The sequence below is a fragment of the Streptomyces sp. NPDC004629 genome, assembly GCF_042873595.1.
Classification (GTDB): Bacteria; Actinomycetota; Actinomycetes; order Streptomycetales; family Streptomycetaceae; genus Streptomyces.
In genome coordinates this window covers 329,672-355,467 of sequence record NZ_JBIALO010000004.1, presented here as the reverse complement: position 1 = coordinate 355,467, position 25,796 = coordinate 329,672, and the positions used below count along the sequence as shown (strand labels likewise).

The 25,796-nt window shown below is 71.3% G+C and carries 19 protein-coding genes; 8 read left to right on the top strand and 11 right to left on the bottom strand.

What is annotated here, in order from left to right; genetic code table 11:
- Nucleotides 1-369: 369 nt before the first annotated feature.
- The 3 genes from ACFYTE_RS08710 (at nucleotide 370) to ACFYTE_RS08700 (ending at nucleotide 2,873) form a co-directional block, all read left to right on the top strand.
- Nucleotides 370-1,467, top strand: a complete 1,098-nt coding sequence (locus tag ACFYTE_RS08710) for a PP2C family protein-serine/threonine phosphatase (RefSeq protein ID WP_388706820.1) — start codon at nucleotides 370-372, stop codon at nucleotides 1,465-1,467.
- A gap of 79 nt (nucleotides 1,468-1,546) precedes the next feature.
- Entirely contained in the window at nucleotides 1,547-2,134 is a 588-nt protein-coding gene (locus ACFYTE_RS08705) for an RNA polymerase sigma factor (RefSeq protein ID WP_388706746.1), read from the top strand.
- Nucleotides 2,124-2,873, top strand: a complete 750-nt coding sequence (locus tag ACFYTE_RS08700; RefSeq protein WP_388706743.1) for an anti-sigma factor family protein — start codon at nucleotides 2,124-2,126, stop codon at nucleotides 2,871-2,873. The genes ACFYTE_RS08705 and ACFYTE_RS08700 overlap by 11 nt, the downstream gene beginning before the upstream one ends.
- 233 nt (nucleotides 2,874-3,106) lie before the next feature.
- Here the strand turns inward: ACFYTE_RS08700 and ACFYTE_RS08695 are convergent, their stop codons facing one another.
- The 3 genes from ACFYTE_RS08695 to ACFYTE_RS08685 form a co-directional block, all read right to left on the bottom strand.
- Nucleotides 3,107-4,990: an ABC transporter ATP-binding protein gene (locus ACFYTE_RS08695; RefSeq protein WP_388706740.1), complete on the bottom strand. Its 1,884-nt coding sequence runs from the start codon at nucleotides 4,988-4,990 to the stop codon at nucleotides 3,107-3,109.
- Nucleotides 4,991-5,076: 86 nt separating this feature from the next.
- Nucleotides 5,077-5,265 (bottom strand): hypothetical protein, encoded by a 189-nt coding sequence (locus ACFYTE_RS08690; RefSeq protein WP_388706738.1) that lies wholly within the window; start codon nucleotides 5,263-5,265, stop codon nucleotides 5,077-5,079.
- A gap of 561 nt (nucleotides 5,266-5,826) precedes the next feature.
- Nucleotides 5,827-6,309, bottom strand: coding sequence for a hypothetical protein (locus ACFYTE_RS08685; RefSeq protein WP_388706735.1), 483 nt, complete (start codon nucleotides 6,307-6,309; stop codon nucleotides 5,827-5,829).
- A 380-nt stretch (nucleotides 6,310-6,689) separates the two neighbouring features.
- Between ACFYTE_RS08685 and ACFYTE_RS08680 the strand changes: the two genes are divergently transcribed.
- The gene (locus ACFYTE_RS08680; protein ID WP_388706733.1) at nucleotides 6,690-6,923 is read left to right on the top strand and encodes a hypothetical protein; all 234 of its coding nucleotides are present in this window, start codon (nucleotides 6,690-6,692) and stop codon (nucleotides 6,921-6,923) included.
- Between the two features lie 132 nt (nucleotides 6,924-7,055).
- On the opposite strand, the gene ACFYTE_RS08675 is transcribed toward ACFYTE_RS08680, so the two are convergent.
- From ACFYTE_RS08675 to ACFYTE_RS08660, 4 genes are all read right to left on the bottom strand, one after another.
- Nucleotides 7,056-7,682 (bottom strand): DUF6518 family protein, encoded by a 627-nt coding sequence (locus ACFYTE_RS08675; protein WP_388706730.1) that lies wholly within the window; start codon nucleotides 7,680-7,682, stop codon nucleotides 7,056-7,058.
- Nucleotides 7,679-8,101: a GNAT family N-acetyltransferase gene (locus ACFYTE_RS08670; RefSeq protein WP_388706727.1), complete on the bottom strand. Its 423-nt coding sequence runs from the start codon at nucleotides 8,099-8,101 to the stop codon at nucleotides 7,679-7,681. Before ACFYTE_RS08670 ends, ACFYTE_RS08675 begins: the two co-directional genes overlap by 4 nt.
- A 157-nt stretch (nucleotides 8,102-8,258) precedes the next feature.
- A complete protein-coding gene (locus ACFYTE_RS08665) occupies nucleotides 8,259-11,060 on the bottom strand; it encodes a BTAD domain-containing putative transcriptional regulator (RefSeq protein WP_388706723.1) in 2,802 nt (933 codons plus the stop codon).
- 222 nt (nucleotides 11,061-11,282) lie between these two features.
- Entirely contained in the window at nucleotides 11,283-11,615 is a 333-nt protein-coding gene (locus tag ACFYTE_RS08660) for a hypothetical protein (protein ID WP_388706720.1), read from the bottom strand.
- Between the two features lie 699 nt (nucleotides 11,616-12,314).
- On the opposite strand from ACFYTE_RS08660, the gene ACFYTE_RS08655 reads away from it, so the two are divergent.
- Both ACFYTE_RS08655 and ACFYTE_RS08650 read left to right on the top strand, forming a co-directional pair.
- The gene (locus ACFYTE_RS08655) at nucleotides 12,315-18,539 is read left to right on the top strand and encodes a DNRLRE domain-containing protein (RefSeq protein WP_388706817.1); all 6,225 of its coding nucleotides are present in this window, start codon (nucleotides 12,315-12,317) and stop codon (nucleotides 18,537-18,539) included.
- An 83-nt stretch (nucleotides 18,540-18,622) separates the two neighbouring features.
- Nucleotides 18,623-18,988: a hypothetical protein gene (locus ACFYTE_RS08650; protein ID WP_388706717.1), complete on the top strand. Its 366-nt coding sequence runs from the start codon at nucleotides 18,623-18,625 to the stop codon at nucleotides 18,986-18,988.
- A gap of 191 nt (nucleotides 18,989-19,179) precedes the next feature.
- Here ACFYTE_RS08650 and ACFYTE_RS08645 read toward each other — a convergent pair whose 3' ends face one another.
- The 4 genes from ACFYTE_RS08645 to ACFYTE_RS08630 all read right to left on the bottom strand — a co-directional run bounded on the left by ACFYTE_RS08645 (nucleotide 19,180) and on the right by ACFYTE_RS08630 (nucleotide 24,078).
- Nucleotides 19,180-19,689 carry an O-acetyl-ADP-ribose deacetylase gene (locus ACFYTE_RS08645; RefSeq protein WP_388706714.1) on the bottom strand — a complete coding sequence of 170 codons (510 nt, stop codon included), beginning with the start codon at nucleotides 19,687-19,689 and terminating at the stop codon, nucleotides 19,180-19,182.
- Nucleotides 19,686-21,095: a phytoene desaturase family protein gene (locus tag ACFYTE_RS08640; protein ID WP_388706711.1), complete on the bottom strand. Its 1,410-nt coding sequence runs from the start codon at nucleotides 21,093-21,095 to the stop codon at nucleotides 19,686-19,688. The genes ACFYTE_RS08645 and ACFYTE_RS08640 overlap by 4 nt, the downstream gene beginning before the upstream one ends.
- A gap of 137 nt (nucleotides 21,096-21,232) precedes the next feature.
- Entirely contained in the window at nucleotides 21,233-22,117 is an 885-nt protein-coding gene (locus ACFYTE_RS08635; RefSeq protein ID WP_388706708.1) for an inositol monophosphatase family protein, read from the bottom strand.
- Nucleotides 22,118-22,266: 149 nt separating this feature from the next.
- Nucleotides 22,267-24,078, bottom strand: coding sequence for a gamma-glutamyltransferase family protein (locus ACFYTE_RS08630; RefSeq protein ID WP_388706705.1), 1,812 nt, complete (start codon nucleotides 24,076-24,078; stop codon nucleotides 22,267-22,269).
- A gap of 337 nt (nucleotides 24,079-24,415) precedes the next feature.
- Between ACFYTE_RS08630 and ACFYTE_RS08625 the strand changes: the two genes are divergently transcribed.
- Together ACFYTE_RS08625 and ACFYTE_RS08620 are read left to right on the top strand one after the other, a co-directional pair.
- Entirely contained in the window at nucleotides 24,416-25,090 is a 675-nt protein-coding gene (locus tag ACFYTE_RS08625) for a hypothetical protein (protein ID WP_388706703.1), read from the top strand.
- 163 nt (nucleotides 25,091-25,253) lie between these two features.
- The gene (locus tag ACFYTE_RS08620; RefSeq protein ID WP_388706700.1) at nucleotides 25,254-25,760 is read left to right on the top strand and encodes a hypothetical protein; all 507 of its coding nucleotides are present in this window, start codon (nucleotides 25,254-25,256) and stop codon (nucleotides 25,758-25,760) included.
- Nucleotides 25,761-25,796 lie beyond the last annotated feature (36 nt).

The window sequence follows — 25,796 nt, the reverse complement described above, 5'->3', positions numbered from 1 at the left end:
GAGCACGCCGTTCCCCGCACCCCCTCCGGGGCACACCCACCAGCAACCATGCCACCCAGGGCCGGACCGCTGCCCACCATGGGACCGCACACCGGCAGCCGAGTGCAGGTGACCCCGTGGCCGAGCACGCCGTTCCCCGCACCCCCTCCGGGGCACACCCACCAGCAACCATGCCACCCAGGGCCGGACCGCTGCCCACCATGGGACCGCACACCGGCGGCCGAGTGCAGGTGACCCCGTGGCCGGGCGCGCCGTTCTCCGCGCCATCCTGTCGGGGTGCCTGGTGGTGGGGTGGGGCGTCACTATGGGAGCGGCCGGGAGGTGATGGCGTTGGACGGTCGCAGGCGTGGTCCGGGACCGGTGGCCACGATGTGGGAGCACCCGCGGCTCATCACCGCGGGGCTGATGTCCATGCCCGTCGCGCTGCTGGTGGTGGACCAGGCGTTGAACCGGTCCATCAGGCTGGGTCCCCTGATGGTGGGGGCGCCCGCGCTGGCCGCGGTGTTCTGCACACCGCTCGGCGTGGTCGCCGTCATCGCGATCACCATTCCCTGCATGGTGCTGGCGGCGGCCGGGAACCTGGCGCTGGGCACGGCGAACTTCTGGGTTCAGCTCACCGCGCTGATGCTGATCTGCATAGGCGCCGTGGGCGCCAGTCGGATCCGCGAGCGCCGCGAGGACGAACTGGCCCGCACCCGCGCGGTCGCCGAGGTGACCCAGCGGGTCCTGCTCAAACCCCTGCCGCCCAGCATCGGCGACCTGGCCCTCGCCTCGGTCTATCTGGCGGCCAACGAGGACGCCGCCGTCGGCGGGGACCTGTACGCGGTGGCCGGCGTGGGCGGGAGGGTGCGGATCCTGATCGGCGACGCGCACGGCAAGGGCCTCGCGGCGGTGGAGACCGCGAGCTACGTGCTGAGCGCGTTCCGCCGCTCCGTGCGCCAGCGCGGACCGCTGCACGCCATGGTCAGCGATCTCGAAGAGGACTTCAGGGAGGACCTGCGGGATGCCACGGCAGCGCAGCAGGACACCACGAGCACGTCCCTCGCCTTGGAGGAGTTCGTCACCGCCATGGTGCTTGAGGTACCGGAGAAGGGCGACGGACCCACGTTCATGATCAACTTCGGGCATCCGCCGCCCGTGCTCATCGACCGCGGACAGGTCACCGTGCTCGACCCCACGTCCTGTGCGCCGCCGCTCGGACTGGGCGATCTCGACCGCGCGCATCCGTACGTGGAGACCGTGGACTTCCCGCCCGGCGCCACCCTGCTGCTGTACACGGACGGCGTCGTCGAGGCCCGCAACCGCGCCGGTGACTTCTACCCCCTCGCGGACCGGCTTCCCGGCTGGGCCGGACTGGAGCCCGAGGCGCTGCTCAGCGCCGTCCACAGCGACCTGCGGCGGTATGTGGGCCGGGGCCTGAGCGACGACGTGACCATGATCGCGCTGCACCGCACCCGCCCGTCGTAGTTCACGGAGGGAGACGAGGAATGTGATCTTCCGTGGTGGCCGAGCAATCTCTCGCCGAGGGCGCACCGTATGTAGGGATATGCAGAGATTCCGGTTCTCTGCGGGACGCCTCCCGGACGAAGCGCTGCTGTCCGGGCTGGCCACGGGTGACCCGGAGTTGGCCGTCACCTTCGTACGCAGGTTCCAGCACACGGTCTTCGGTGTCGCCGTCGCCGTCACCGGGGACCCACAGCTCGCCGAGGACGTCGCCCAGCAGACGTTCGAGCGTGCGTGGCGTCATGCCCAGGTCTACGACGCGCGCCGCGGCTCCGTGTCGACCTGGCTGACCACCATCGCCCGCAACCTGGCCATCGACGCCATCCGGACGCGGCGGCCGGAGCCGGTGGCGCCCGAGGACCTGGACGCGGTCCTCGGTGCCGTCAGCGAGACTCCGGAGCAGTACGCGCTGGCCGACGAGGCGTCGACCCGGCTGCGGGCCGCGGTGGCGGAGCTGCCGCGGGAGCAGGGTCGCGCTCTCGTGATGGCGGGCATCTACGGAATGACGGCCCAGCAGATCGCCGACTGGGAGAGGATCCCGCTGGGTACCGCCAAGACGCGCATCAGGACGGCGATGGGCAAACTGCGGACCTCACTCGCGTCCTCGAAGCGAGGCGACGATGGCCAGTGACGTGACCTGCCGGACGCTGCGGGAGATCGGCGCCGAACTGGCTCTGGGCGTACTGCCCGGCCGGGAACGGGCGGAGGCGGTCGCCCATCTGGACCAGTGTGCGGAGTGCCGGAAGTACATCGAGGAACTGACCTCGGTGAGCGACCGGCTGATCGGGCTGCTGCCGGGCAGCGAGCCGCCGGTGGGCTTCGAGGAGCGGGTGGCGCGGAGGCTGACCGCGGCGGCGCGGGAGCGGCGTGCGCCCATGCGGGTCGCCGCCGCGTTCCCGAGCCGCCGCAGGCGGATCCGGGTGCGGCTCGCCGCGGCCGCGGCCACCGTCGTCATGGCCGTCGGGTTCGGTGGCTGGGCGATCGGCACGGCGATCGAGGACGTCGTGGCCGGTCCGTCCTCCACGGCCGGGACCAACGGGGGCATGCTCTCCGGGGACCTGTCCCCGGCCGCGAGTCCCGGAAAGGCGGTCGGCGAGATCTACGTCCACCCGGGCAGGCCGGGCTGGATCTACATGGCCGTCGACCTGGCCGACACGGGTGCTCCGCGCGACGGCAAGGTGACCTGTCTGCTGGTGAACAAGGACGGGAGCACGGTACGCGTGGGCACGTTCACACTGCGGCACGACGGAACCGGGTACTGGGGCAGCCCGGCCACGGTCGACAGCGCAAAACTCTCCGCCGCCCGACTGACCACAACCACCGGCACAACCCTCGCCACAGCCCACCTGACAACAGGCGACCAGTCGTAGCACGAACCCAGACAAGCCAACACAGGGCACCAACAACGCCCCCGAAGGGGCGCGGGGAACTGCGCGCTCAGCCACAACACCGCCGCACCCGGCCACCGACACACAGCCCCACGGCGAATGGCCACCCCGCCAGGCCGCACAGCGCCAACGCGGGGAACTGCGCGCCCAGCCACAACACACCCGCACCCGGCCGCCAACACACTCCCCCACGGCGTGTAGCCGCCCCGCCCAACTCACAAGCCCCTCGCCCCACGCGACGCAAGGCCCGGCCGGCCAGGCCCCCGTACGGCGTTCAACCGGTGCAGCCGCGCGTATGCGCCGCGGCGCGCCAGCAGGTCGTCATGGGTGCCGGACTCGACGACCCGGCCGTGGTCGAGGACCACGATCCGGGTGGCGTCACGGACGGTGAGCAGGTTGTGCGAGATGACGACGGTCGTGCGCCCCGCCATGAGGCGCCGCAAGGGGCCCATGATCCGCAGGCCGGACTCGACGTCGAGGCCGCTGGTCGGCTCGTCCAGGAGCAGGACGGGCGCGTCCCGGATCATCGCGCGGGCGATCGCCAGGCGCTGCCGCTGACCGCCGGACAGCATCCGGCCGCGCTGGCCGACCAGCGTGTCGTAGCCGTCGGGGAGCGATTGGACGAACTCGTGCGCGTCGGCCGCCCCGGCCGCCGCGACGATCTCCGCGTCCGTCGCCCCCGGTCGGCCGTAGGCGATGTTCTCGCGCACCGTACCGTGCAGGACAAGGGTCTCCTGGAGGACCACCGTGACGTTCTCCCGTACGTCGCGCAACCGCAGGTCGCGCAGATCGGTCCCGTCCAGGCGGATCGCGCCCACGTCTGGATCGTAGAAGCGCAGGAGCAGCTTGGCCGCCGTGGACTTGCCGGCCCCGCTGGCCCCGACCAGGGCCAGGATCTCGCCGGGGGCGACGTGGAAGGACACGTCGGACAGCGCCTGGCGCGTGGTGCCGGGGTAGTGGAAGCAGACACCGTCCAGTTCGATGTCGCCGCGCGCCCGGCCGGTCCGCCGGGCGTCGGCGGCGTCGACGACCTGGGGCCGCTGGTCGAGCAGTTCGAGTATCCGTTCCGCGGCGGCGGAGGCGGTGTAGAAGGTGGTGGCGAGGCCGGACAGGTTGCTGACCGGGCCGTAGAGCTTGCCGATGAGGGCCAGGAAGAGCAGCAGCCCGCCCAGTGTGAGCTGGCCCTGCGCCAGTTTCCAGGTGCCGAGACCGAGCACGGCGAGGATGCCTGACACCTCGATGATCTCGACGAGCGGCGAGTAGACGGCGCCGATCCGCGCCGACGCCATCGCCGCGTGGAACCGGCCCAGGTTCTCCCGCTCGAAGCGGCGTTCCTCCCAGCCCTGCCGGTTGTACGCCTGGACCAGGGCCACGTTGCCCAGCGTCTCCTCGACGACCGCGCTGAGCGAGCCGCTGCGCCGCCTGCGCTCCCGGGACGCCTCCCCGATCAGCCGGGAGAAGTGCCGGGCCGCGCGCCAGAACAGCGGCACGACGACCAGGGCGAGCAGGGTCAGGTCCCAGCGGAGGTAGCAGAGCAGACCGAGGAAGACGCCGAGCCGGACGACGTGGTAAAGGCCGTCCGCCACCCCCGAGAGCAGCAGCGTCTCGACGGCGTCCACGTCGCCGGTCACCCGGGACAGTACGTCGCCGAGTCGCCGCCGTTCGAAGAACCCGAGCGACAGCCCCTGGACGTGCCGGAAGACATCGCGGCGCAGTGACAGCAGGAAACGTTCACCGACCCAGGCGGACGTCACGCTGTCGGCGAACCCGAGGATGCCGGAGACGACGATGAGCCCCAGATAGGCGGGTGCGATCCACAGGAACGGGCGCGGATCGCGCGGGACGAGCGCATCGTCGATCACGGTCTTGAAGAGCCACAGTTCGGCGCCGTCGACCGCCGGACCGACCAGGCTGAACAGCAGCAGGGGGACCAGCCAGCGCCTGCGGCCCCGGGTGTAGGGCCAAAAGCGCCGGAAGACATCACGCGGGGACAGGCGCGGCGCGGGCGCGACCACGACGGCGGGGTCACGTTCGTCCCCGCTCGCCGGCCCGCCCGCCGACAGCAGTCCCCGCAGTGCATGCCGGAGGACACCCACCATGGCACCGCTCCGTCGCATTCCTCGCAACCGGACGGCGAAGCGGGCCGGCTCCCCTGGGCACCGACCCACTCAGCCTTCCCTCACTCTCAGTAGCCGAAGCGGTCGTCGCGGTCGCGGCCGTGGCGGTCCCTGTCCTCGTCCCGCCGGTCCCGGCCGTGGTGGCCATGGTCCCTGTGGTCATGGTCATGGTGGCCGTGGCCGTGGTGGCCGCCGTGGTCCCCGTGGCCGCCGTGGTCTCCGTTCCTGCTGGGGAAGAGATGACCGAAGACTGTCATTGCGTTCCTCCAATCGCTTCTCCTAGGAGGTACGCCTCACGGGCGCAGTTGGATTGCGTCTGGCGGAAACTCCCGGCGGGGAAGCCGACGTGCCAGGAGCGGCCGGTGAGGTTCACCCGGGCACGTACGCCCGGACACGGTCCCCTCACGGCGCCGCCGGGTCATGGGCGGGTTACGAAGCGTTCGCATCGCGGGCGCGACGGTGGGTGAGCGGTTCCTCACGGCCGGTTCATGCACCCCTGACGCCCCGGCAGGTAAGCGGCCCGACGGGGTGGACATCGACCGGCTCAAAGGGCATCAACGGAGCTTCGTGGGGCACCCCTTGGCGGCCACCCGCTCCTGCTCCGGCCGCTCCATGCGCAAGGCGCACGAGCACCTGTCCATCATGGACGCCGCCTGCGGGTGCTCGCACACCTGGCGGCGTCGCCCGCCGAAGCCGGCGTCGACCAGGCCGCGATCGACACGATCGCCGAGTCCCTGCTGCCGCTCCGCCAGGACATCGTGACGGCCCGATCGAGAAGGCGCCGTAGGCCCTCGCCGACTTCCCACCGTCCGGCGGCATCAGAGGTGTTCGCGGGCCGCCCCGTCGGGCCAGAAGATCTCCACGTCGATGCCGCTGCTGCGCGCGTAGGCCACCAAGTGGGCAGTGGCGTCACGGCCGTTGGACGGCGAGCCGTCCCATACCGCGACCATACGGCGGCAGGTGCGCAGCAGACTCTCGTCGGCGCCCACGCAGGCGCCGCGGTCGACCGGGTCGTACTCCAGCAGCCGCACCTGATCCGACAGCAGCAGCAACTCCCCGGCGGCCTTGCGGTCGTACTCCTCCAGCACCGCGGGGACCCCGTTCCTGGAGGGCAGCACGGTCACCAGCGCCAGCCCGGCCTTCCGTGCGGCGCGGCCGAAAGCGACCGGCAGCCCCTGGCCCGCACGGACGAGTCCGGCCCGGCCCGCCCGTGCGAAGCCCGCCAGACGCCGGCCCAGCGCCTCCTCCAGCATCGTCAGCGTAGGCGCGGTGAGATCGGGGTGTCCCACGACAGCGATCACTTGAGGCTTCCTCTCTCCGGGCCGAGCCGACCACCCGTCACCATGTTCCGTGCCGCCTTGCCGGACCGCTGCCCGGCGAAGGCAGTCGATCCTCTCGGGGCAAGGGCTGGGCGGGCCAGGGCCTCGGGGGGCGGATCGGGGGCCGTTCGGCCCTTGCCGGGCAGCGGCACTCGCAGCACGTTTCAGGTCCGCTTGCGGGTGTCCGCGGCGAGCCGGAACAGGGCCTGCCGTGGCTCTCGTTCCGGGCCGGGCCCGGGAAATACGGGGCCTGCCGCGGCAAAGTCCCGAATTCACCGGTGTGATCGAGATGCGGTCCGCGGGCAGCGGAGCCAAAAATCGAACCGAGAGGCAGTGACGCCGACAAAGAAAGGCTGCCGATCATGCGAAACAGGATCATACGCGCTCTGGCCGCCAGTGCCGCCGCGGGCATGCTCGCCAGCGGGGCGGCGGTGGCCTCTACGGGTACCGCCTTCGCAGCTCCGGCGACCACCACGGTGGCGGACAGTCACAACGCCCCCACACCGCACCCCACGAAGACTCCGAAGCACAAGAAGTGCCCCAAGGGTGAGCACTACACCAAGGTCAACGGCAAGTGGGCCTGCCACAAGAAGTAGCCACCAAGCCGGGCGCCGGGGAGTTTCGGCCCATCATCCGCACAGAGCGGCGCGGTTGAGGCCGAGGCAACCTCCCCGGCGCCCGCGGGCTGCGCGCATTCGTCCAGGAGACACGCGACCACGGTGCCGTCCCTACGGCCCGATCCGCCGGCCCGCCGCGACGGAGGTGCGGGGTCGCTGTCGGCGTGCGGTCACCGTACGCCCGACGAGCACGACGACGACAGCCACCGCCACAACGCGGGTGACGTTCCACGTCGCACCGACGAGTGCCCCTTGCAACGAGGCTTCGACCCGGAGCCGCGTCGATGTCTCCACGACGGCCGCCAGCGGAATCAGCACCTGAAAGGGAAGTCCGCGCATTCCCTGATGCCGGGCCAGATTCCCGGCCACCCCCAAAATGGGCCCGAAGAATGCTGCCGCAATGCACCAGGCCGCCGTGGACGACAGGATGTTCACGGCGCGGAAATCACTCTGCCCGAGTTTGGTCGTGTAATAGGCGATTACCGCGGCGATGAGGGAGGCGGGGGCCAAGACGGCGGCCCTGAGCATGCTTGGGCAGCGCAGGCCGACGCAGAAGGCCAGCGCCGACCAGGACCACCCCGCGTTCAGCACGAGATGGAGCGCGTGCAGGGCCGGGGCGTCGGCCGGTTCGAGGAGCGGAGAGAGAACTCCGAATACCGCACCGGCTGTCAGCGCGGCAGCGGATGCCCGGGGCAGGGAGCGTAACGGGAGCACGGTGTTCGCCGGCGTCCTGTTCACCGGCGTCCCTCGCCGACGGAGGGCAGGTGGACCAGTCCCGCGTCCGTCGGCCGGAAGCCGCAGGCGTCGAAGTAGAAGCCGCGCAGATCGGGGTCGAAGTCGACGTGCAGCCACTCGCAGCCCGCCGCACGCGCATGGACCACCGCCCGACGCACAAGTGCCGTACCGATACCGCGACGCTGGTAGGTGCCCCGGGTCTTCGTGTCGATCAGGAAGGCATGGTCCACGCCGTCCCACGCCACGTTGACGAACCCGACGAGGACGCCCTCGCCGTCCCGGGCCCCCACCCAGCCGAGACTGTGCTCCATGACCTTGCTCCACCAGCCGGGTACGGCGTTGCCGCCATGGGACCGGACGAGGTCGACCATCTCCTCGTCGGTGATGGGGTCGCGCCACACGTAAGAGATCGCTCCGCTCATCCCGCCAGCCTCGCCGACCGGCCCCGCCGTGACAACACACCTCCGACGGCGGGGACCGCTCCGGGACAAAGTCCGGCGCGATCAGGCGAACCCGGGAAAGCCGTCGACCAGACCGCCCTTGCCGGCGCAGTTGGCGAGCTTTCGTCGTGACGACGTGTCACCCGGCGGCGAGGGCCGCCTCGGCGCGGTCCGCGTCCGCGTCCCGCCGCTGGGCCCGGTACAGGTCGCGCGCCTGGGCCCAGGCACCTCGGGCCTCGTCCGGCCGGCCGAGGGCGGTGAGCACCTCGGCGATCCCGGCCAGGGTGTCGGCCTCGTTGGCGCTGTCGCTCATCGCCCGGAAACGGGCGAGCGCCTGCCGGTAGTGGTCCAGCGCGGTGGCGTGGTCACCGGTCCGGTGGGCGATGTAGCCGAGACTGTCCAGCGTCGATGCCTCGTCACCCGGCCTGCCGTGCTTGACGTGCAGGGCGTACGCCCGCTCACAGTACGCGCGTGCCTGTTCGTACACGCCGAGTTGGGCGTGCATCCATCCCACCGCGTTGAGCTGGTTGGCCAGCCAGAAGGGGTTGTCCAGCTCCTCGTACAACCCCAGCGCGCCGAGGGCGTGGTCGAGGGCCCGCCGGTCGTCGCCGTGCAACTCCCAGACGCGGGCGAGGGTGCGGCGGATGTGTGCCTGCGCCGCCGTGTCCCCGGCCTCCTCCGCCATGGTCAGCGCCTGGTCCAGATGGTCCCGGCCCTCCGCGTGGCGGCCGCTCAGCGCATGGAAGTGGCCCAGCCGCCAGCGGGCGAGGATGCGCGCAACGGTGGCGCCCTGCCGCTCGGCCGCCGTCAGCGCGCTCTGCCAGACCCGGGCGTAGTCCTGCAGCTGGTGGGCGCCCAACTGGTAGGAGATCAGGGCCCAGGCGAGATAGACCGCCTGGACGTGCAGTCCGGCCGACAGCGCCAGCTCCTGCGCCGCGACGAGGCAGGCGTGCTCCTTCGTGAACCAGGCGTGCGCGTCCTCGAAGTCGGCGGGCGTCCACGGTCCGCAGCCCGCGGCCGGCGGGTCGTACCGCTCGGGCTTGAAGGGGGTGTGGACGCCGTCCAGAAGTTCGTTCGCCGCGTACGCGGTGTGCAGGTAGAAGTCGACGAACCGGGCCGTCGCCTCGGCCTTCTCCCCCGCCTGGTCCTGGGCGGTGCGCTCGCGCGCGTACAGCCGGACGAGGTCGTGCAGCACATACCGACCCGGCAGATGCTGGTGGACGAGGTGCGCGGCCTCCAGCTCGGCGAGCAGGGCTCGGGCCCTGCCGCGCGCGACACCGGCGAGGCTCGCGACCGCCTCCAGACCGGCATCCGGGCCGGGGACCAGCCCCAAGAGGTCGAAGAGACGACGGGCCGGCGGGCTGAGCGCCCGTCGTGACATCGCGAACACCGCACGCAGGTTCAGACTCACCGTCGGATCGCCGGTGTCCAGGGCGTCGAGACGGTCCGCGGGCCTCGCGAGTTCATCGGCGAGCGCGGCGAGCGGGAAGCCGGGGTTGACCGCGGCGCGGGCCGCCACCAGCGCCAGGGCCAGCGGCAGCCCCGCGCAGTACGCCACGAGCGATGCGACGGCCTCCGGCTCGGCGGCGGTCCGCTCGGCGCCCAGCCGGTCGGCGAGCAGTTCGCGGGCCTGGCCGTCCTCGAAGGCGGCCGGCGCGAGGGTGACGGCGCCGTGCCTGACGACCAGCGGGGTGAGCCGGTTGCGGCTGGTGATCAGGACGGTGGCCGTGGGCGTGCCGGGGAGCAGCGGGAGCACCTGGCGGGTGTCGCGCGCGTCGTCGAGGACGACCAGGACACGTTTGTCCTTGAGCAGGCTCCGGTACAGGCCCTCCTGCGCGGCCGGGTCCTCCGGTACGTCGTCGGGGGGAACGCCGAGCGCGCCGAGGAAGCCGCGCAGGGCGGCGGAGGCGGGCAGCGGCTCCGCGCCCGGGTCGAAGCCGCGCAGATCGACATAGAGCTGTCCGTCGGGGAAGCGGTCGGTCTCCTCGTAGGCCCATCGGGCCGCCAGCCAGCTCTTGCCGACTCCCCCCGGACCGGTGACGACGACGATCCGTCCGACTGCCTGCGCGAGTTGCCGCCGTTCCCGGTGCCTGCCGAGGAAGCCGGCCGGCGCGAGCGGGAGCAGCCGGGGGACGGCGGCCGGCGGGACCGCGGCCGCCGAACTCACGCGATGGGAGGTGGGCGCCGCCGCCGTGTCGTCGTCCCCCTGGGGTCCCGCGGTCAGCAGCTCATGGTGCAGCCGCTGGATGGCGGCGCCGGGAGTGAGCCCCAACTCCTCGTCCAGGCTTCGCCGCAGGGTCTGGTAGTGCTCCAGGGCCTGTACGGTGCGCCCCTGCCGGTGCAGCGCCAGCATCAGCTGCCCGGCGAGCCGTTCGTCGAAGGGCTGCGCGGCCACCGCCGGGAACAGCCGCGGCAGCAGTTCCGCTTCCTTCCCCTGCCGCAGCAGCACATCGCCCAGATCCAGCTCGGCCGCCTGCCGTTCGCTGTCCAGCACCTCCCGCAGGTGCGTGAACCAGGGCGTGTCCGGCACGGCCGGCGCATCCCCTTCGGGGAACAGCGCCAGCGCCTCCCGCAGCAGTTCGCCGGCCTCCTCGTCCCGCGTCCCGCGGGCCCGCGCCACCAGGGAGCGGAAGCGATGCAGATCGATGGTGTCCGGTTCCGCCTCGGCGGTGTATCCGCCGGAACGGCGCACCAGTCGCAGGCCCGGCGTGCACAGCGTGCCGCGCAGCCGGGACACATAGCTGTAGAGCGTGCTCACGGCGCTGCGCGGCGCCCGCTCGCCCCACACCCGTTCGATCAACGTCCCCACGGACAGCTGCCGGTTGACCTCCACCAGCAGCACGGCCAGCACATGCCGCTGCCTGGCGTGCCCCAGGTCCACCGGCCGGCCGCGGACGAGGACCCGGACCCCTCCCAGCACACGGCACTCCACGTCGCCCATGGCGCCCCCTCCCGCTCACCGGGTGCCCAGTCTTCGCAGGCGAAAGGCGCGATTCAAGAAACATCCAAGCCTCATTCAGGCTCGATACACCACCCCCGCCCCAGCCCACCCGACCGAGCCCCGCGCACATCCAACCGCGGCCGGGTACAACCGAGTTCAGCAAAGCCCGCCCACGCCTCGAACACCCCGTCTCCGACGGCACGTCGCGTCATCCCCGCAGGGTCACGGGCACAGGACCACCCGCATGCTGAGGTCCGGCCACGCCATGGCGCAACGCCTCAGCCGCCCCTCCACCGGCACCCCTGTCGCACTCAAGGGTTCGTCCGGTCTGAAGTGGACCAGTGTCCCTGTGGTGCCGTCGGGCTCGACGGGTTCCAGGCCGGTCACCGGAACGCCGTGCTCGTAGCGTTGGGTCCAGGCTCCGTCGAGGCGGCGGTTGGTATGAATCAGCCACTCGCTGAGTGCCGCCACGACGGACATGCCACGGCGCGGATGTCCGTCCGGAAGCAACTCGGTGTCCGGCGCGTCGAAGAACCGGAGGTCCTTCGACGCCATGACCGGCTTCTTCACGGTCCGGCCGTGCCCGTCCCTACGGGTATCGGTGCCCCGCCCGTCATCCGTGACGGACACGGAACCATCCGGACCAGTCGTGCGTGGTCTTGACCCACGAACCCCTTGGGACGTCCATCAGAAAAGTATCCCCACCGACACGCGCTCGCGGATGGCCTGTTGTGGCGACGGTGGGTTTTCGTCAGCGAAACCGGTCGGCGAAGGCGTCGTACGCGTCGTGATCGAAAGGGCACAAAGCACACCTGCTCGACCGCCCGTCGGCGAGAAGCGGGTGCCCCAGCCTGTCGGCGAGGCGGAACCGTCCGATGTACGGGCGTCTTCAGTTCCGGATAGGGCCGGCCGGACAGTTCGGCGATTCCTCTGCTCTGTACCGCGCCCCGGGCCAGTCGCGCACGCCTCGTCAACTCGGCTGTCTGGGAAGCGGATTGCCACTCCGCGCGCTTTCCAGCCAAGATCACGGCCGTACTGCGGCAAGATTTTGTCATCCCTTTACAAGATCCATGCATTCTTCATAGATTCTCCGCGGGTGTGCTAAGCGCCCGTTCATTGGACTTGCCGCCATACGGCAAGGAGGGGGTCACATTGAACAGCCACTCACCCGAAGGCCGGACCGGGCCTCTGGGGCTCCTCCGGCCTCGGGGAAGACGGCGCGTGCGGCGCGTCGCGGTGGTGCTGGCCATCGCGATGTCGACGTCCGCGCTGTACGGGGCGGAGGGCGCGTCAGCGGCCCAGCAGCCGACCGCGAATCCCGCCGTGGTACCGAAGAAGCCCGCCGCCACGACCGCTGCGGACATCGTCTCCGCCCGCGTCGCGGCACGCCTGACTGAGAAGCGCGTCGAGGCGCTGTCGGAGCGCGCCGAGACGTCGGCCACCTGGGCCAACCCGGACGGCAGCCTGACCACCGAGCTGTCCGCCGGTCCGGTGCGCTTCCATGACGGCGATGACTGGCACGCGGTCGACCTCGACCTGGTCCGCACCCGGGACGGCTCGGTGGCACCCAAGGGGCATCCGCGCGGCCTGGAACTCGGCGGGCGGGGCGGCCGGAAGCTGGCTTCACTGTCGGAGAACTCCGTTGCCACGGCTCGCGATCTGGTGACACTCGGCGAGGGTGACCAGCGGATCACCCTGCAGTGGAAGGGGGGCCTGCCCGAGCCCGAGCTGGTCGGTAATCGAGCCACGTACGTGAACGCCGTGCCGGGCGGTGACGTCGTTGTCGAGGCGACTCGCACGGGCTTCGAGCAGTACGTCGACATCCGGGAGCGACCGGCGCAGGAGCGTTACTCTTACACGCTGCCGCTGAAGGCCGAGGGTCTGAAGGTCGAGCGACTCAAAGACGGCAGCCTGCTCTTCATGGACAAGAAGAGCAGCAAGAAGACTGTCATGCCCGCGCCAGTCATGTGGGACGCGACCGTCGACAAGCGCTCCGGCGAGCACACCAAGCGGGCCAAGGTCGCGATGAAGGTCATCAGGACCGCAGAAGGCGTCGACCTCGTCATCACCCCGGACGCAAAGTTCCTCGCCGCCCCGGACACCAAGTACCCGGTCACCATCGACCCCTCGACCTCCTCGCTGTCGAACGTCTTCGACACCTACGTCCAGCAGGGCGAGACCGTCGACTGGTCCACCGACACCGAACTCGACTTCGGCAACCCGGGCACCAAGAACGCCGACGGCACCCCGCGCACCGCGCAGTCCTTCATCACCTGGAACAGCACCCCGATCCAGGACGCGCTGGTCTCCAGCGCCAAGCTCAGCCTGTGGAACTTCCACTCGGGCAACACCGACTGCAAGGTGTACCCGTGGGAAGTCTGGTCCTCAGGGGCGGCTTCCACCGCCAGCCGGTGGACCAACCGTCCGACCATGACGGCCAAGAAGGCCACCTCCACCGAAACCCGCGGCAACGCCGACTGCTCCGCCCAGCCCGACGGCTGGGTCAACGCCGACGTGACCACACTGGTGCAGGAGTGGGCCTCGGCCAGGGCCACCCGCGGGCACATGGGCATCCGCGCGTCCGACGAGTCGGCCGTCGCCCAGTGGAAGCGCGTCAACTCCGCCAACGCGGCCACGAACCCGCCTAAACTGGTGGTGACTTACAACTACCGGCCGCGCACCGGCACCAAGCAGGAAGCCGGCCCACCGTACCTGTCCTACTCCGGGGCCTACGTGGTGAACACCCCCACGCCGACCCTGCGGGACACCTTCGTCGACGCCGACGGCGACAAGGTCAACGGCACCTTCCAGATCTATGACAATGCCACCGACACGCAGGTTGGCAACGTCCTGGTGTCCCCGTACGTGCCGTCCGGCCAGCCCGCGTCAGTCACCGTGCCATCGGGCGTGCTGACGGAGGGCAAGACCTATAAGTTTCGTACCTCGCCCTACGACGGAACGCACTACAACAACGGCTGGTCCGCCTGGAAGACCTTCACGGTCGACGCCAGGGCACCGCTCGCCCCGTCCAAGGTCGTCTCCGCCGACTACCCGTCGGACAAGTGGGTCAGGGGCGCGGGCCAGGCGGGAACGTTCACCGTCACCCCACCCGCCACAGACCACAACTGGCTGGAGTGGTCGCTGGACGGCGTGACCTGGACCAAGGTCACAACCGGCGGCTCCACCGCCGACAAGGCCATCAGCATCACCCCGCCGAAGAACGGCACCCACACTCTCCAGGTGCGCGCCGTCGACAAGGCGGACAACAAGTCCGAGGCCGTCGGGTACACCTTCCACGCCGGCCCCGGCGGGTTCGTCGAGCCGTCGGAGGGCGAGCGCACCGCACGCCGCCTGCCTCTGGTCGCTGAGGCCGAGGCGGGCAAGTACGACAGCGTGTCCTTCTCCTGGCGCCGCGCCGAAGCGGACCCGTGGGTGAAGATCCCCACCGGTGACGTCACCTCAGGGGGCACAGCGCTCACCGCCTGGCCAGTGCCGCTGACGAACGGCAGGAACGCCGCGCTGGTATGGAACGCCGTGAGCACCGTCGGCCCCGACGGCAGCGTGCAGATCAAGGCCGACTTCACCGGCCCGAACTCCGCCTCGGCGAGCACCCCGCCGCTGACCGCCGTCGTGGACCACGCCGCGGACGGGGCGGCCACCAGCGAGATCGGTCCGGGTCAGCTCAACCTGCTCACCGGTGACTACAGCCTGTCGGCCACCGACGCGTCGTTCTTCAACATGACGGTGTCCCGCACCGCTTCCTCCCGCGTCCCTGGCCGGGGTGCCCAGCAGACCGGCCAGGCGCCGATCTTCGGCAAGGAGTGGGTGTCAGGCACCACGACTGGGCAGGCGGACTCCGACTACTCCCATGTGCGCCGGATCTCCGACACCGCGGTCGACGTCGTGCTTCAGGACGGCGACGCCGTCCACTTCACGGCCAACACCGCCAAGACCGGCTGGATCGCCGAGCCCGGCGCGGAGGACCTGACCCTGACGGGCAGCGTGAGCGGCTCGTTCACGCTCACCGACACCGAGGGCATGGTGACCCGGTTCACCAAACCGCAGGGCGCCTCGACCTGGCAGGCGTCCGGCACGCTGGTGGACGGACTCGACAACTCCACTACCACGGTGGTCTCCGAGACGGTGACCGCAGGCGGCGAGACCCTGTCGCGTCCGCAACGGATCATCGCGCCGACCTCCGCGGTCGGCGCCGCCGCCTGCACCACGGCACCGGACACCAAGGGCTGCCGCGCGCTGCAGTTCGTCTATGCCACCGCCACGACCGCCACGGCCGGCACGTACGGCGACATCGCCGGGCAGGTGAAGGAGATCCGGCTGTGGTCCACCGAGCCCGAGGCCGCCAAGGCCAGCTCGCGGTCCGTGCAAATGTACCTGTACGACAGCAGCGGACGGCTGCGCCAGGCGTGGCACCCGCAGATCAACCCGTCCCTGAAGACGGAGTACGCCTACGACGCCGACGGCCGGGTCACCAAGCTGACCACGCCCGGTGAGCTGCCCTGGACGTTGACTTACGGCAAGGCCGGCAGTTCTGTCACCGCCGGGGACGGCATGCTGCTGAGGGCCTCGCGCCCGGGACTCAAGCAGGGCACCAAGGACATCGTCGAGGGCGAGGCGGCCACCAGCGTCGTCTACGACGTACCCCTCACCGGCACGTCGGCGCCGTACAAGATGGGCGCCGCCGACGTGAGGGCGTGGGGGCAGCTGAACGCGCCGACGGACGCCACCGCGGTCTTCCCCGCAGACTCGGCCCCGGCCGGGCACACGGGCGCCGCGCTGCAGGCGAGCAGCTACCAGCGGGCCGAGATCCACTACCTCGGGGTCTCTGGCCGCGAGGTGAACTCCGCGGTGCCGGGCGGGCACATCTCGACCTACGAGTACGACCGCTTCGGCAACGCCGTCCGCACCCTCAGCCCCGCCAACCGGGCGCTCGCGCTCGGCACTACCGCCGCGCAGAAGGAGATACTCACCGGCCTCGGCATCATCGAGCGCTCCACGGCGGAACGCGCCGAACTGCTCTCCACCGTTTCGCTCTTCGACAGCAAGGGCGTCCGGGAACTGGCGGAGTTCGGGCCGCTGCACCGGGTGGACCTCACCAAGGACCTCAAGAACGGCACCACCGTGCTGATCGCGGCCGGCACCTCGGTGCCCGCCCGCTCTTGGTCGGTCTACGAGTACGACGAGGGACGCCCCACCGATGGCACCGCGTCCGTCGAGGACCAGGTCACCCTGGAAATCAGCGGCGTCCGGGTCCGCGACCACGACTCCGTGATGGGAGAGAAGCGGGTCACCGAGACCCAATACGACTGGGCCAAGGGCCTGCCCACCCTCACCATCCGTGACTCGGGTGGGCTGAACCTGACCACGACCACCCACTACGACACGCAAGGACGCGTGACCTCCCAGGTGCCGCCCGGCGCCACCGGCGACGACGCGGCCACCACTATCACCGCGTACTGGTCCGCGACCGGCACCGGCGACTGCCAGGGCCGCCCCGAATGGGCCGACCAGGTCTGCTGGACGGGCCCGGCCGGAGCTGTCACCGGCGGCGGCAGCCAGCCGTCCGAGGTCACCGACAGCACCACCGAGTACGACTGGTGGGGCAACCCGGCCGAGGTCACCGAAACGGCCAACGGCGCCTCACGGACCACGACCACGTCGTACGACTCGGCGGGCCGCAAGACCAAGGCCACCGTCACCGGCAGCACCGGGCAGGCCGTTCCCGAGATCACCACCGAGTACGACCCGTCCACCGGCCAGGTGGCCAAGCTCGCCTCGGCAACGGCGGGCACCATCTCCAAGGAGTACGACAAGCTGGGCCGACAGGTGTCCTACACCGACGCCGACGGCGGCGTTACCAAGACCGAGTACGACCGGCTGGACCGTCCCGTGAAGATCTCCGACTCGGTGCCGTCCACAGTGACGTACACCTACGACCACACCGCGGAACCGCGCGGCCTGGTCACCGGCACCACCGACTCGGTGGCGGGCACGTTCTCCGTCTCGTACGACGCGGACGGCTCGGTGACCTCCGAGGGGCTACCCGGCGGTTACACCCTCGACATAGCCGAGGACCCCACGGGCGCCGAGACATCCCGGTCCTACACGCGCAGCAGCGACGGCACCGCTGTGTACAACGACACGGTGAGCGAGTCGGTCCACGGACAGGTCACCAACCACGCCGGCTGGTCCGGTCAGACCTACCGCTACGACCGGGCGGGCCGACTGACCACAGTCGAGGACACCACGGGCCAGGTCTGCACCCGCCGCTCCTACACCTTCGACAGCCGCAGCAACCGCAAGTCCCTGACCACCGCGGCCGGTGAGGCCGGCGCCGCCTGCCCCACCACAGGAGGAACCACCACCAGCCACACCTACGACAGCGCCGACCGGCTGATCGACACCGGCTACCAGTACGACGCCCTGGGCCGCACCACCGCCCTGCCGGGCACCACGGCCGCCTACTACGCCAACGACCTCGTCCACCGTCTGACGACCGGCACCAAGCGCCAGACCTGGCAACTCGACGCAGCCCTGCGATTCCGGAGCTGGACGGCCGAGACCAGCAGCGGCGGCACATGGACCCAGGCCGAGTCCAAGCTCAACCACTACGGCGACGACAGCGACAACCCGCGCTGGATCGTCGAGGACACGGCGGCGGGTACCGTGTCGCGCAATGTGGCGTCCGCGTCCGGCGCGTTCACCGCGACCACCGCCAAGAGCGGCCAGACGAATCTGCAACTGAGTACCGTCCACGGCGACATCGCCCTCCAGCTGCCGCTGGACAGCAGCGTCGCCCCGGTAGCCCTCGACACCGACGAGTACGGTAAGCCGCGCGCCAATGAAGCAGCCACCCGCTACGGCTGGCTGGGCGGCAAGCAGCGGTCCACCGAGACCCCGTCCGGACTGACCCTCATGGGGTCACGCCTTTACCAGGCGGAAACCGGTCGGTTCCTTTCCCGGGACCCGGTTCCGGGCGGAAATGCGAACCCGTACGACTACTGCTCCGGTGATCCCGTCAACTGCTACGATCTCAGCGGTAATTACAGCACCGGCGGGCTGCTTCCCGAAGCGGTCATCTGCGCGATGTTCGTCCTGTGGTGCGCGGACATGGTCTACATCACGCAATGGGCGCTCAAGGAGGCCAAGCGCGCGTACAAGAACGGGCCGAAGCAGAACGCCTATCGGCACTGCATCTGGCAGGCCATGCTGACCTGGGCCGTCGGATCGAGCCTGGCCAAGGCCCTCGGCTGGGCCCATGAGAAGAACGCGGGCAGCTCTGCGGCGGCCAAGCGGGATTCCAAGGCCGACAAGTACAACAACACGGTCGGGCGGAAAATCGGCGGCCAGATCACGGCATGGACGTATGGCGGCGCCAAGAAGGCGGCGTGCAATCGCTGCAAGAAGGCCGTCAAGCAACACAAACTGAAGTCCAATGCCAAGGGAAAGACCTGGGTCTAGAGACCGGGTGATTCATCCATATGCGGCAGGGCCGACCGTTTCCGGTCGGCCCTGCCGTCCCTCGCAAATCCTGGAAAGCAACCATGCTTCTGTCACTTCTCCCGATGCGGCAGGGACCGCGATTCGCACTCCTGGAGACCGGCGTGACGCTGTTCGCCGCCCTCTGCTGGAAAGTGCTCGCATTTGCGATGTACGCGGAGGGCTACGACCTCGACGAGAGCGCACCGGTCCAGGTAACAGGCGATGACGACATCGCGGCCCTGGCCCTGCTGTTCGGGCTCTCGGTTCCCCTGACCTGGCTCCTGCGCCTGGTTCCCTGGCCCCCGTTGCGTACCACCGCGGACTCGGTCATCGCCCTGCGCCTCGTCGCGGTCGTGCTGCTGTCTGCGGTGATGTTCGTGGGCCTGCTCACCGGCATGCGCATTCCGCTGGTGGGCTGGCGGCTCTGAGCCGATCAACCTCGGCGGTTCGCCTAATCGCCCGGTTCTCGACCGGAATGGACAGACCAGACGACATGCAGGTGCGCGCGGAAGCGCCACGTCGGTCCGGGGAGTACACGCCCGCCAGCAGACGGGCCGACGCCTGGGTGGCCCCGATCCTGGGCTCGGACCGCAAGGGGTGAGTCCCACCGTGGTGTGCGTCAGCCCGGTTGCCGAGCGAACGCCTCGTACGCCCGGTCGTCGAAGAGGACGAACCGCACCTCCTCGACCGTCGTCGGGGTGCCTCGAACCGTCTCCAGCGCGATGCGGGCCGCGGCCTCCATCGGCCAGCGGTAGACGCCGGTGGAGATCGCCGGGAAGGCGATGGTTCGGGCGCCCAGTTCGTCGGCCAGGCGTAGTGACTCGCGGTAGCAGGACGCCAGCAGGTCCGAGCGGTCCTCCGTCGGGGAGAAGACCGGGCCCACCGTGTGGATGACCCAGCGGGCGTCCAGGTCGCCGGCCGTCGTGGCGACCGCGCGGCCGGTGGGCAGGCCCTTGCCGTACCGCGAGGCGCGGAGCTTGCGGCACTCCTCCAGGATGGCCGGGCCGCCGCGCCGGTGGATCGCGCCGTCCACGCCTCCGCCGCCCAGGAGTGAGGAATTGGCCGCGTTGACGATCGCGTCGGCGGTCTGCCGGGTGATGTCACCCTGCACGAGCGTGATGGTGGTCATGGCTGTCTCAGCCTGCGCCACACGGCCTTCGCCGCGTTGTGCCCCGACATGCCGTGCACACCGGGGCCCGGCGGGGTGGCCGACGAGCAGATGAAGACCGCCGGGTGCGGAGTGTGGTACGGGAACAGGGACGGTTTCGGCCGTAGCAGGAGTTGCAGTCCGGAGACCGAGCCGCAGGCGATGTCGCCGCCGATGTAGTTGGCGTTGCGCACGGCCAGTTCGGGCGGGCCGGCGGTGGCGCGGGCGAGGACGCGGTCGCGGAAGCCGGGGGCGAACCGCTCCAGCTGGCGTTCGATGGCGTCGGTCAGATCGCCGGTCCAGCCGTTGGGCACATGCCCGTACGCCCAGAAGACGTGCCGGCCGGCCGGTGCCCGGGCCGGGTCGGCGACGCTGGGCTGCACGGTGATCAGGAACGGCCTGTCGGGGGCCCGGCCCTCACGGGACGCCGCGTGCAGGGCGGTGCCGATCTCAGCGGTGCTCGCGCCGATCTGCACCGTCCCGGCGGAGCGCGCCTCGGGCGCCGTCCAGGGCACCGGCCCGTCGAGGGCGTAGTCGATCTTGAAGACGCCGGGGCCGTAGCGGTAGCCCGCGTAGTAGCTGCCGAAGCCTGCGATGCGGGCCAGGGCGGTGGGCGAGGTGTCGAAGACGTACGCCCGCGCGGGCGGCAGGTCGTCCAGCCGCTTGATCTCGTAGTCGGTGTGGACGCTGCCGCCGAGATCCTTCAGGTAGGCGGCGAGCGCGTCGGAGATCGACTGGGATCCGCCGCGGGCCACGGGCCAGCCACGGGCGTGCGCGGCGAGGGCGAAGATCAGGCCGATGGCGCCGGTGGCGAAGCCGTTGAGCGGCGCCATGACATGGGCGACGAGCCCGGCGAAGAGGGTCCGGGCGCGCTCGTCGCGGAAGCGGCGCATCAGCCGGCTCGACGGCGGCAGGCCGACGAGGCCGAAGCGGGCGAGGGTGACCGGGTCGCGCGGGAGCGCGGTCAGCGGCAGGGACATGAAGTCGCGGGCCAGGGTGTCCCACTTGGACAGGAACGGCGCGATGAGCCTGCGGTACGCGCCCGCGTCGCGCGGACCGAAGGAGGCTGCCGTCTCCGCGACGGACCGGGCCAGCACGGCGGCGGTGCCGTCCGGGAACGGATGGGCCATCGGAAGGGCGGGGTGCAGCCACTCCAGGCCGTACCGCTCCAGGGGCAGGGCGCGGAAGGCGGGCGAGTTGATCCCGAGGGGGTGTGCCGCCGAACAGGGGTCGTGGCGGAAGCCGGGCAGGGTGAGTTCTTCGGTGCGGGCTCCGCCGCCCACCGTGTCACGGGCCTCGAACAGCGCCACGGAGAAGCCGCGGCGGGCCAGCTCCACGGCAGCCGTCAGCCCGTTCGGCCCCGCTCCCACCACGACCGCATCGAGCATCGACGGCACCTTCGGACCCCTTCGTCAGCCGATGGCCACTCATGGTCAGCATAAGCCGGGGCGGTGACACCCCGGCGGCGCGGGGAGGAACCGGGCGCAGCCGCGGACAGCCGGGGGCCCCGTAACCTCCGATCGGGTCAGCCGCCGTCGCGCAGCAGTTCGCGTACGCGGTCGGCCGTGGCCGCGTCCCGTGCCGCGGTGAACGGCAGGGCGTTGCCACCCGTGATGCGAAACGGTTCGCCGGTGAGCGTGCGGTGGGCGCCGCCCGCCTCCTCGACCAGGAGCAGGCCCGCCGCATGATCCCAAGCCGCTTCCCAAGTGAACGTGGTGCCGTCCAACTCGCCCCGGGCGACGGCGAGATACTCCAGGCCCGCGGAACCGCAGGCGCGTGGCGCGACGCCGTCCGCCCACACTCCGAGCAGTGCGCGTTTCTGCTCGTCGGTCGTGTAGTCGGGGTGGGAGGTGGCTATCCGCAGCTCCCGGCCGGCCGCCGGTGATCCCGCGCGGAGCCGCTCGCCGTCGAGGAACGCGCCCCGGCCCCGTACGGCGGTGGCGAGTCGGTCGGGGACCGGCGCGTACGTCCAGGAGGCGAGCAGGACGCCCCGGTGGGCGAGCGCGACGAGCGTGCAGAAGCCGGGGTCGCCGTGCACGAACTGGCGGGTGCCGTCCACCGGGTCGATGATCCACACCGGCGCGTCGCCGCGTATCGCCTCGTATGTCGTCGGGTCGGCGTGGACCGCTTCCTCGCCGACCACGACGGAGCCCGGCAGGAGAGCGGCGAGCACCCCGGTGAGGTGGCGCTCCGCGAGGCGGTCGGCGTCCGTCACCAGGTCGTGCGGACCGCTCTTCTGGTCGATCTCGTGGTCGGCGAGCCGGCGGAAGCGGGGCAGGATCTCGGTCGCCGCGGCCGCGCGGATCGCCTCCTCCACATCGGCCCCGTGCCGGGCGAGGAAGTCCCCCGTGAGGGCCGCGCCGAGGTCTTCGTCCAGGGGACACCCCCAGGTCTTCGTGTCTTCGATCATGCCTCCATGAGAGCATGCGGCACTGACAATCCCCGCCGGTTCGGTGTATCGCGGGTGGAATCGAGACGAACAGCCGGTTCCGCCCCCACCGGTCAGCGGGCAGCGGGCAGCGGTCAGCAGGCAGCAGTCCGGCGATCAGGATTCGGCGGTCAGCGGCCCACCGCGTAGCCCTGCATCCCGCGCGGGTTGGCCGCCGCCGAGAGCACGCCGGTCGCGGGGTCCCGGGCCACCGCGCACAGGCGTCCCTCGGACCAGCCGTGACCGACGGTGACGTCATGGCCGCGCCGTCGCAGTTCCGCGACGACCGCGGGGTCGGTGCGGGACTCCACGGTGACGCTGCCCGGACGCCGGCCGCGCGGGTAGAAGGAGCTGGGGAAGCTGTCGTTGTGCCAGTTCGGGGCGTCGATCGCGCCCTGGAGGTCGAGGCCGCCGCGGACCGGGCCGCGCAGCGCGACGGCGAGGAAGAAGTGCAGCTGCCACTGGTCCTGCTGGTCCCCGCCGGGGGTGCCGAAGGCCATCACGGGCGTCCCGTCGCGCAGCGCGATGGACGGGGTGAGCGTGGTGCGCGGGCGGCGGCCCGGGGTCAGGGAGTTGGGCAGGCCCTCCTCAAGCCAGGTCATCTGGAGCCGGGTGCCGAGCGGGAAGCCGAGTTCGGGCACGACCGGGTTGGACTGGAGCCAGCCGCCGCTGGGCGTCGCCGCGATCATGTTGCCCCAGCGGTCGACGACGTCGAGGTGACAGGTGTCCCCGCGGGTGGCGCCGTCGGCGGCCACCTCGGGCCCGCCCGGCGGGTGCGCGACGGTCGGCTCGCCGACGCCCATCGGGTCGAACCCGGTCTCGTCGCCGGCGACCGCGTGCGCGTGCGCGCTCAGCCGCGGGGTGCGCCCGCCGGGTCTGCCGGGCCGCAGTTCGAAGGAGGCGCGGTCGCCGACGAGCGCCCGCCGGCCGGCGTTGTACGCGTCGGACAGCAGCTCGGCGAGCGGTACATCGGCGGCGTCGCCGTACCAGGCCTCGCGGTCGGCCATGGCGAGCTTGCAGCCCTCGATCAGCAGGTGGAGGTAGTCGGCGGAGCCGTACGGGGGCAGTTCGGGCGGGAGCAGGGCGAGCTGCTGGAGCAGGGCGGGGCCCTGGCTCCAGGGGCCCGCCTTGCACAGCGTCCAGCCGTGCCAGTCGTAGGTCGCGGGGGCCTCGTAGCTCGCGGACCAGCCGGCGAGGTCGGCGGCGCCGAGCGTGCCGCCGTGCCGTTCGCCGCTGGTGTCCAGGGTGGGCCGCCGGGCCTGCCGCACCAGCGCCTCGGCGATGAAGCCGGTCCGCCACACCTCGCGGGCGGCCTCGATCCGCGCGTCCCTGTCGCCCGCGCCCTCGGTCTCGGCGAGCAGCCGCTTCCAGGTGGCGGCGAGCGCGGAGTTGCGCAGCAGCCGGCCGGGCCGGGGCGACCGGCCGCCGGGCAGGTACACCCGCGCCGACGAGGTCCACTCGGTCTCGAACAGTTCGCGGACGCTCTCGACGGTCCGGCCGAGGTTCTCCACCGGCGGGTGACCGTGTTCGGCGTAGCCGATCGCGTACCGCAGGACGTCGGCGAGGGACTTGGTGCCGTGGTCGCGCAGGAGCAGCAGCCAGGCGTCGAAGGCGCCGGGCACGGCGGCGGCGAGCGGTCCCGTGCCGGGTACGAGATCCAGGCCGAGTCCCCGGTAGTGCGCGACCGTGGCCCCCGCCGGGGCCACGCCCTGCCCGCACAGCACCCGCACCTCGCCGCCCGCGGGAGCGAGCAGGATCGGCACCTCGCCGGCCGGTCCGTTGAGGTGCGGCTCGACGACATGCAGCACGAACGCGCCGGCCACGGCCGCGTCGAAGGCGTTGCCGCCGTCCTCCAGCACGGCCATCGCGGACTGCGAGGCCAGCCAGTGCGTGGAGGAGACCATGCCGAAGGTGCCCTGGAGGGTGGGCCGGGTGGTGAACACGGGGGACTCCTCACTGAGCGGCGATCGATCGTGCGATCGTACGCAGGTGAGGGATCCGTCCGTCCAGAGCGCGCACGGTGTCGCGGGAACGGCGCGCGTCAGCCGGATCGGCGGCGGGCGACACGGCCCGACTCGTGGGTGGACCAGTCGGGCGCGGTCCCGGGCGCCGGGCCTACGCCCGTGATGCGCACGGTTCGTCCGCACCTCCCCATGGTCTCCACCGTCACCGCACGGGTACCGAACGGGTTGGCACTTCCGCCGCACAGCCAGTCGTGTGACACTGGCGTCCCGCAGTGTGGACCCTCTCCGCACTCCCCTCCCCCACGAGAAGTACGCCGTGCGTCATCTTCCTCTGCCGCTCGCCCTCACCGCGCGTCTGTCGCCGGTCGCCGTGCTCGCCGTGGCCGGCTGGGCGCTGACGTCCGGTCCGTTCGCCGCGTCATCGGCCACGGAACAGCAGCCGGAGCAGAAGGCGGCCGAGCGGTCGTCGCCCTCGGCGCCGTCCTCGACGGCCGTGGCGAAGACGTACGCCGACGCGCCCGCGCCCTGCGACAGCGTGCCCAAGGCGATCGTCACCGACCTGGTGCCGGGTGCCAAGACGGCCGGCAAGGAGATCCCGTCGACGGACCCGGAGCTGCGCCGCACCTGCTCCTGGAACGCGCTCAAGGGGTACGACTACCGCTGGCTCGACGTCTCCTACGAGGTCACCGAGTCGGACAAGGCGGCACAGAAGGAATACGAGAAGCGGGTTGCGGAGAAGACCGGCGGTGGTGCCGTGCCGGGTGTCGGCGACTCGGGTTATTCGGTGGTGAACCTCGCCACCGAGGACAAGCAGGAGACCCGCGAGGGCGTGGTCGTGGTGCGCGCCGCCAACGCCCTGGTGATCGTCACCTACAACGGCAGCGACTTCGAGACGAAGAAGGCGCCCGCCACCGACGAGATCAACAAGGGGGCCATCAAGGCGGCGAAGGCAGCCGTGTCGGCGCTGGAGAACAGCGCCGGGAAGAGCTGAAGGCCCCGGAGATTCAAGCCAGTTGCTACGCCCGTACCGGTCCTTGATGTCGCATCGGGCCGGTCGGTTGTCCGTTATTTCCGGTCGCTGGACACCCGTTTCCGACAGCGGGTACAAACACCCGGCTCGTATACGGACCGGGTGTTTGCGAAGGGAACGGGACATGGGCAGTACGGCCGCGACATCCACGTCGGACACATCGGACGAGCCGCGTTCCCAGGAGGCGTCCGGGTCGCCGGCCGAGGAGCACGCCGAGCGGCGCGCGTTCCGTGCCGGGCTCGCGGTGGCCGGCGCCGCGCTGGCCGCCTGTCTGGCCCTCGGCCTGTTCGGCATCCTCGGCTCCGACGGCGGCGGCGCCGGCACGACGGAGCACCGGACCCGCACCGCACCGGTGACGTACGAGGTGACGGGCACCGGCACCGCCGACATCACCTACCAGTCCGGCAGCGAGGCGGGAACGGCCACCGTGGTGTCCGCGGCGACGCTGCCGTGGCGCACGACCGTGCAGGTCCCGGTGGGCCGGGACCCGATCGTCAGCATCGTCCTCGGCGGGCAGGGCGGACAGGCCCGGTGCGCGCTGGCCATCAGGGGCGACCATGTGCAAAGCGCCACCGCCTCGGGCGAGTTCGGCCGGGCGACATGCACGGGCCGACTGCCCGAACCGTCCTGACCGGCTCCGGGCAGGGGGCGCCCCGGCAGACGGCGA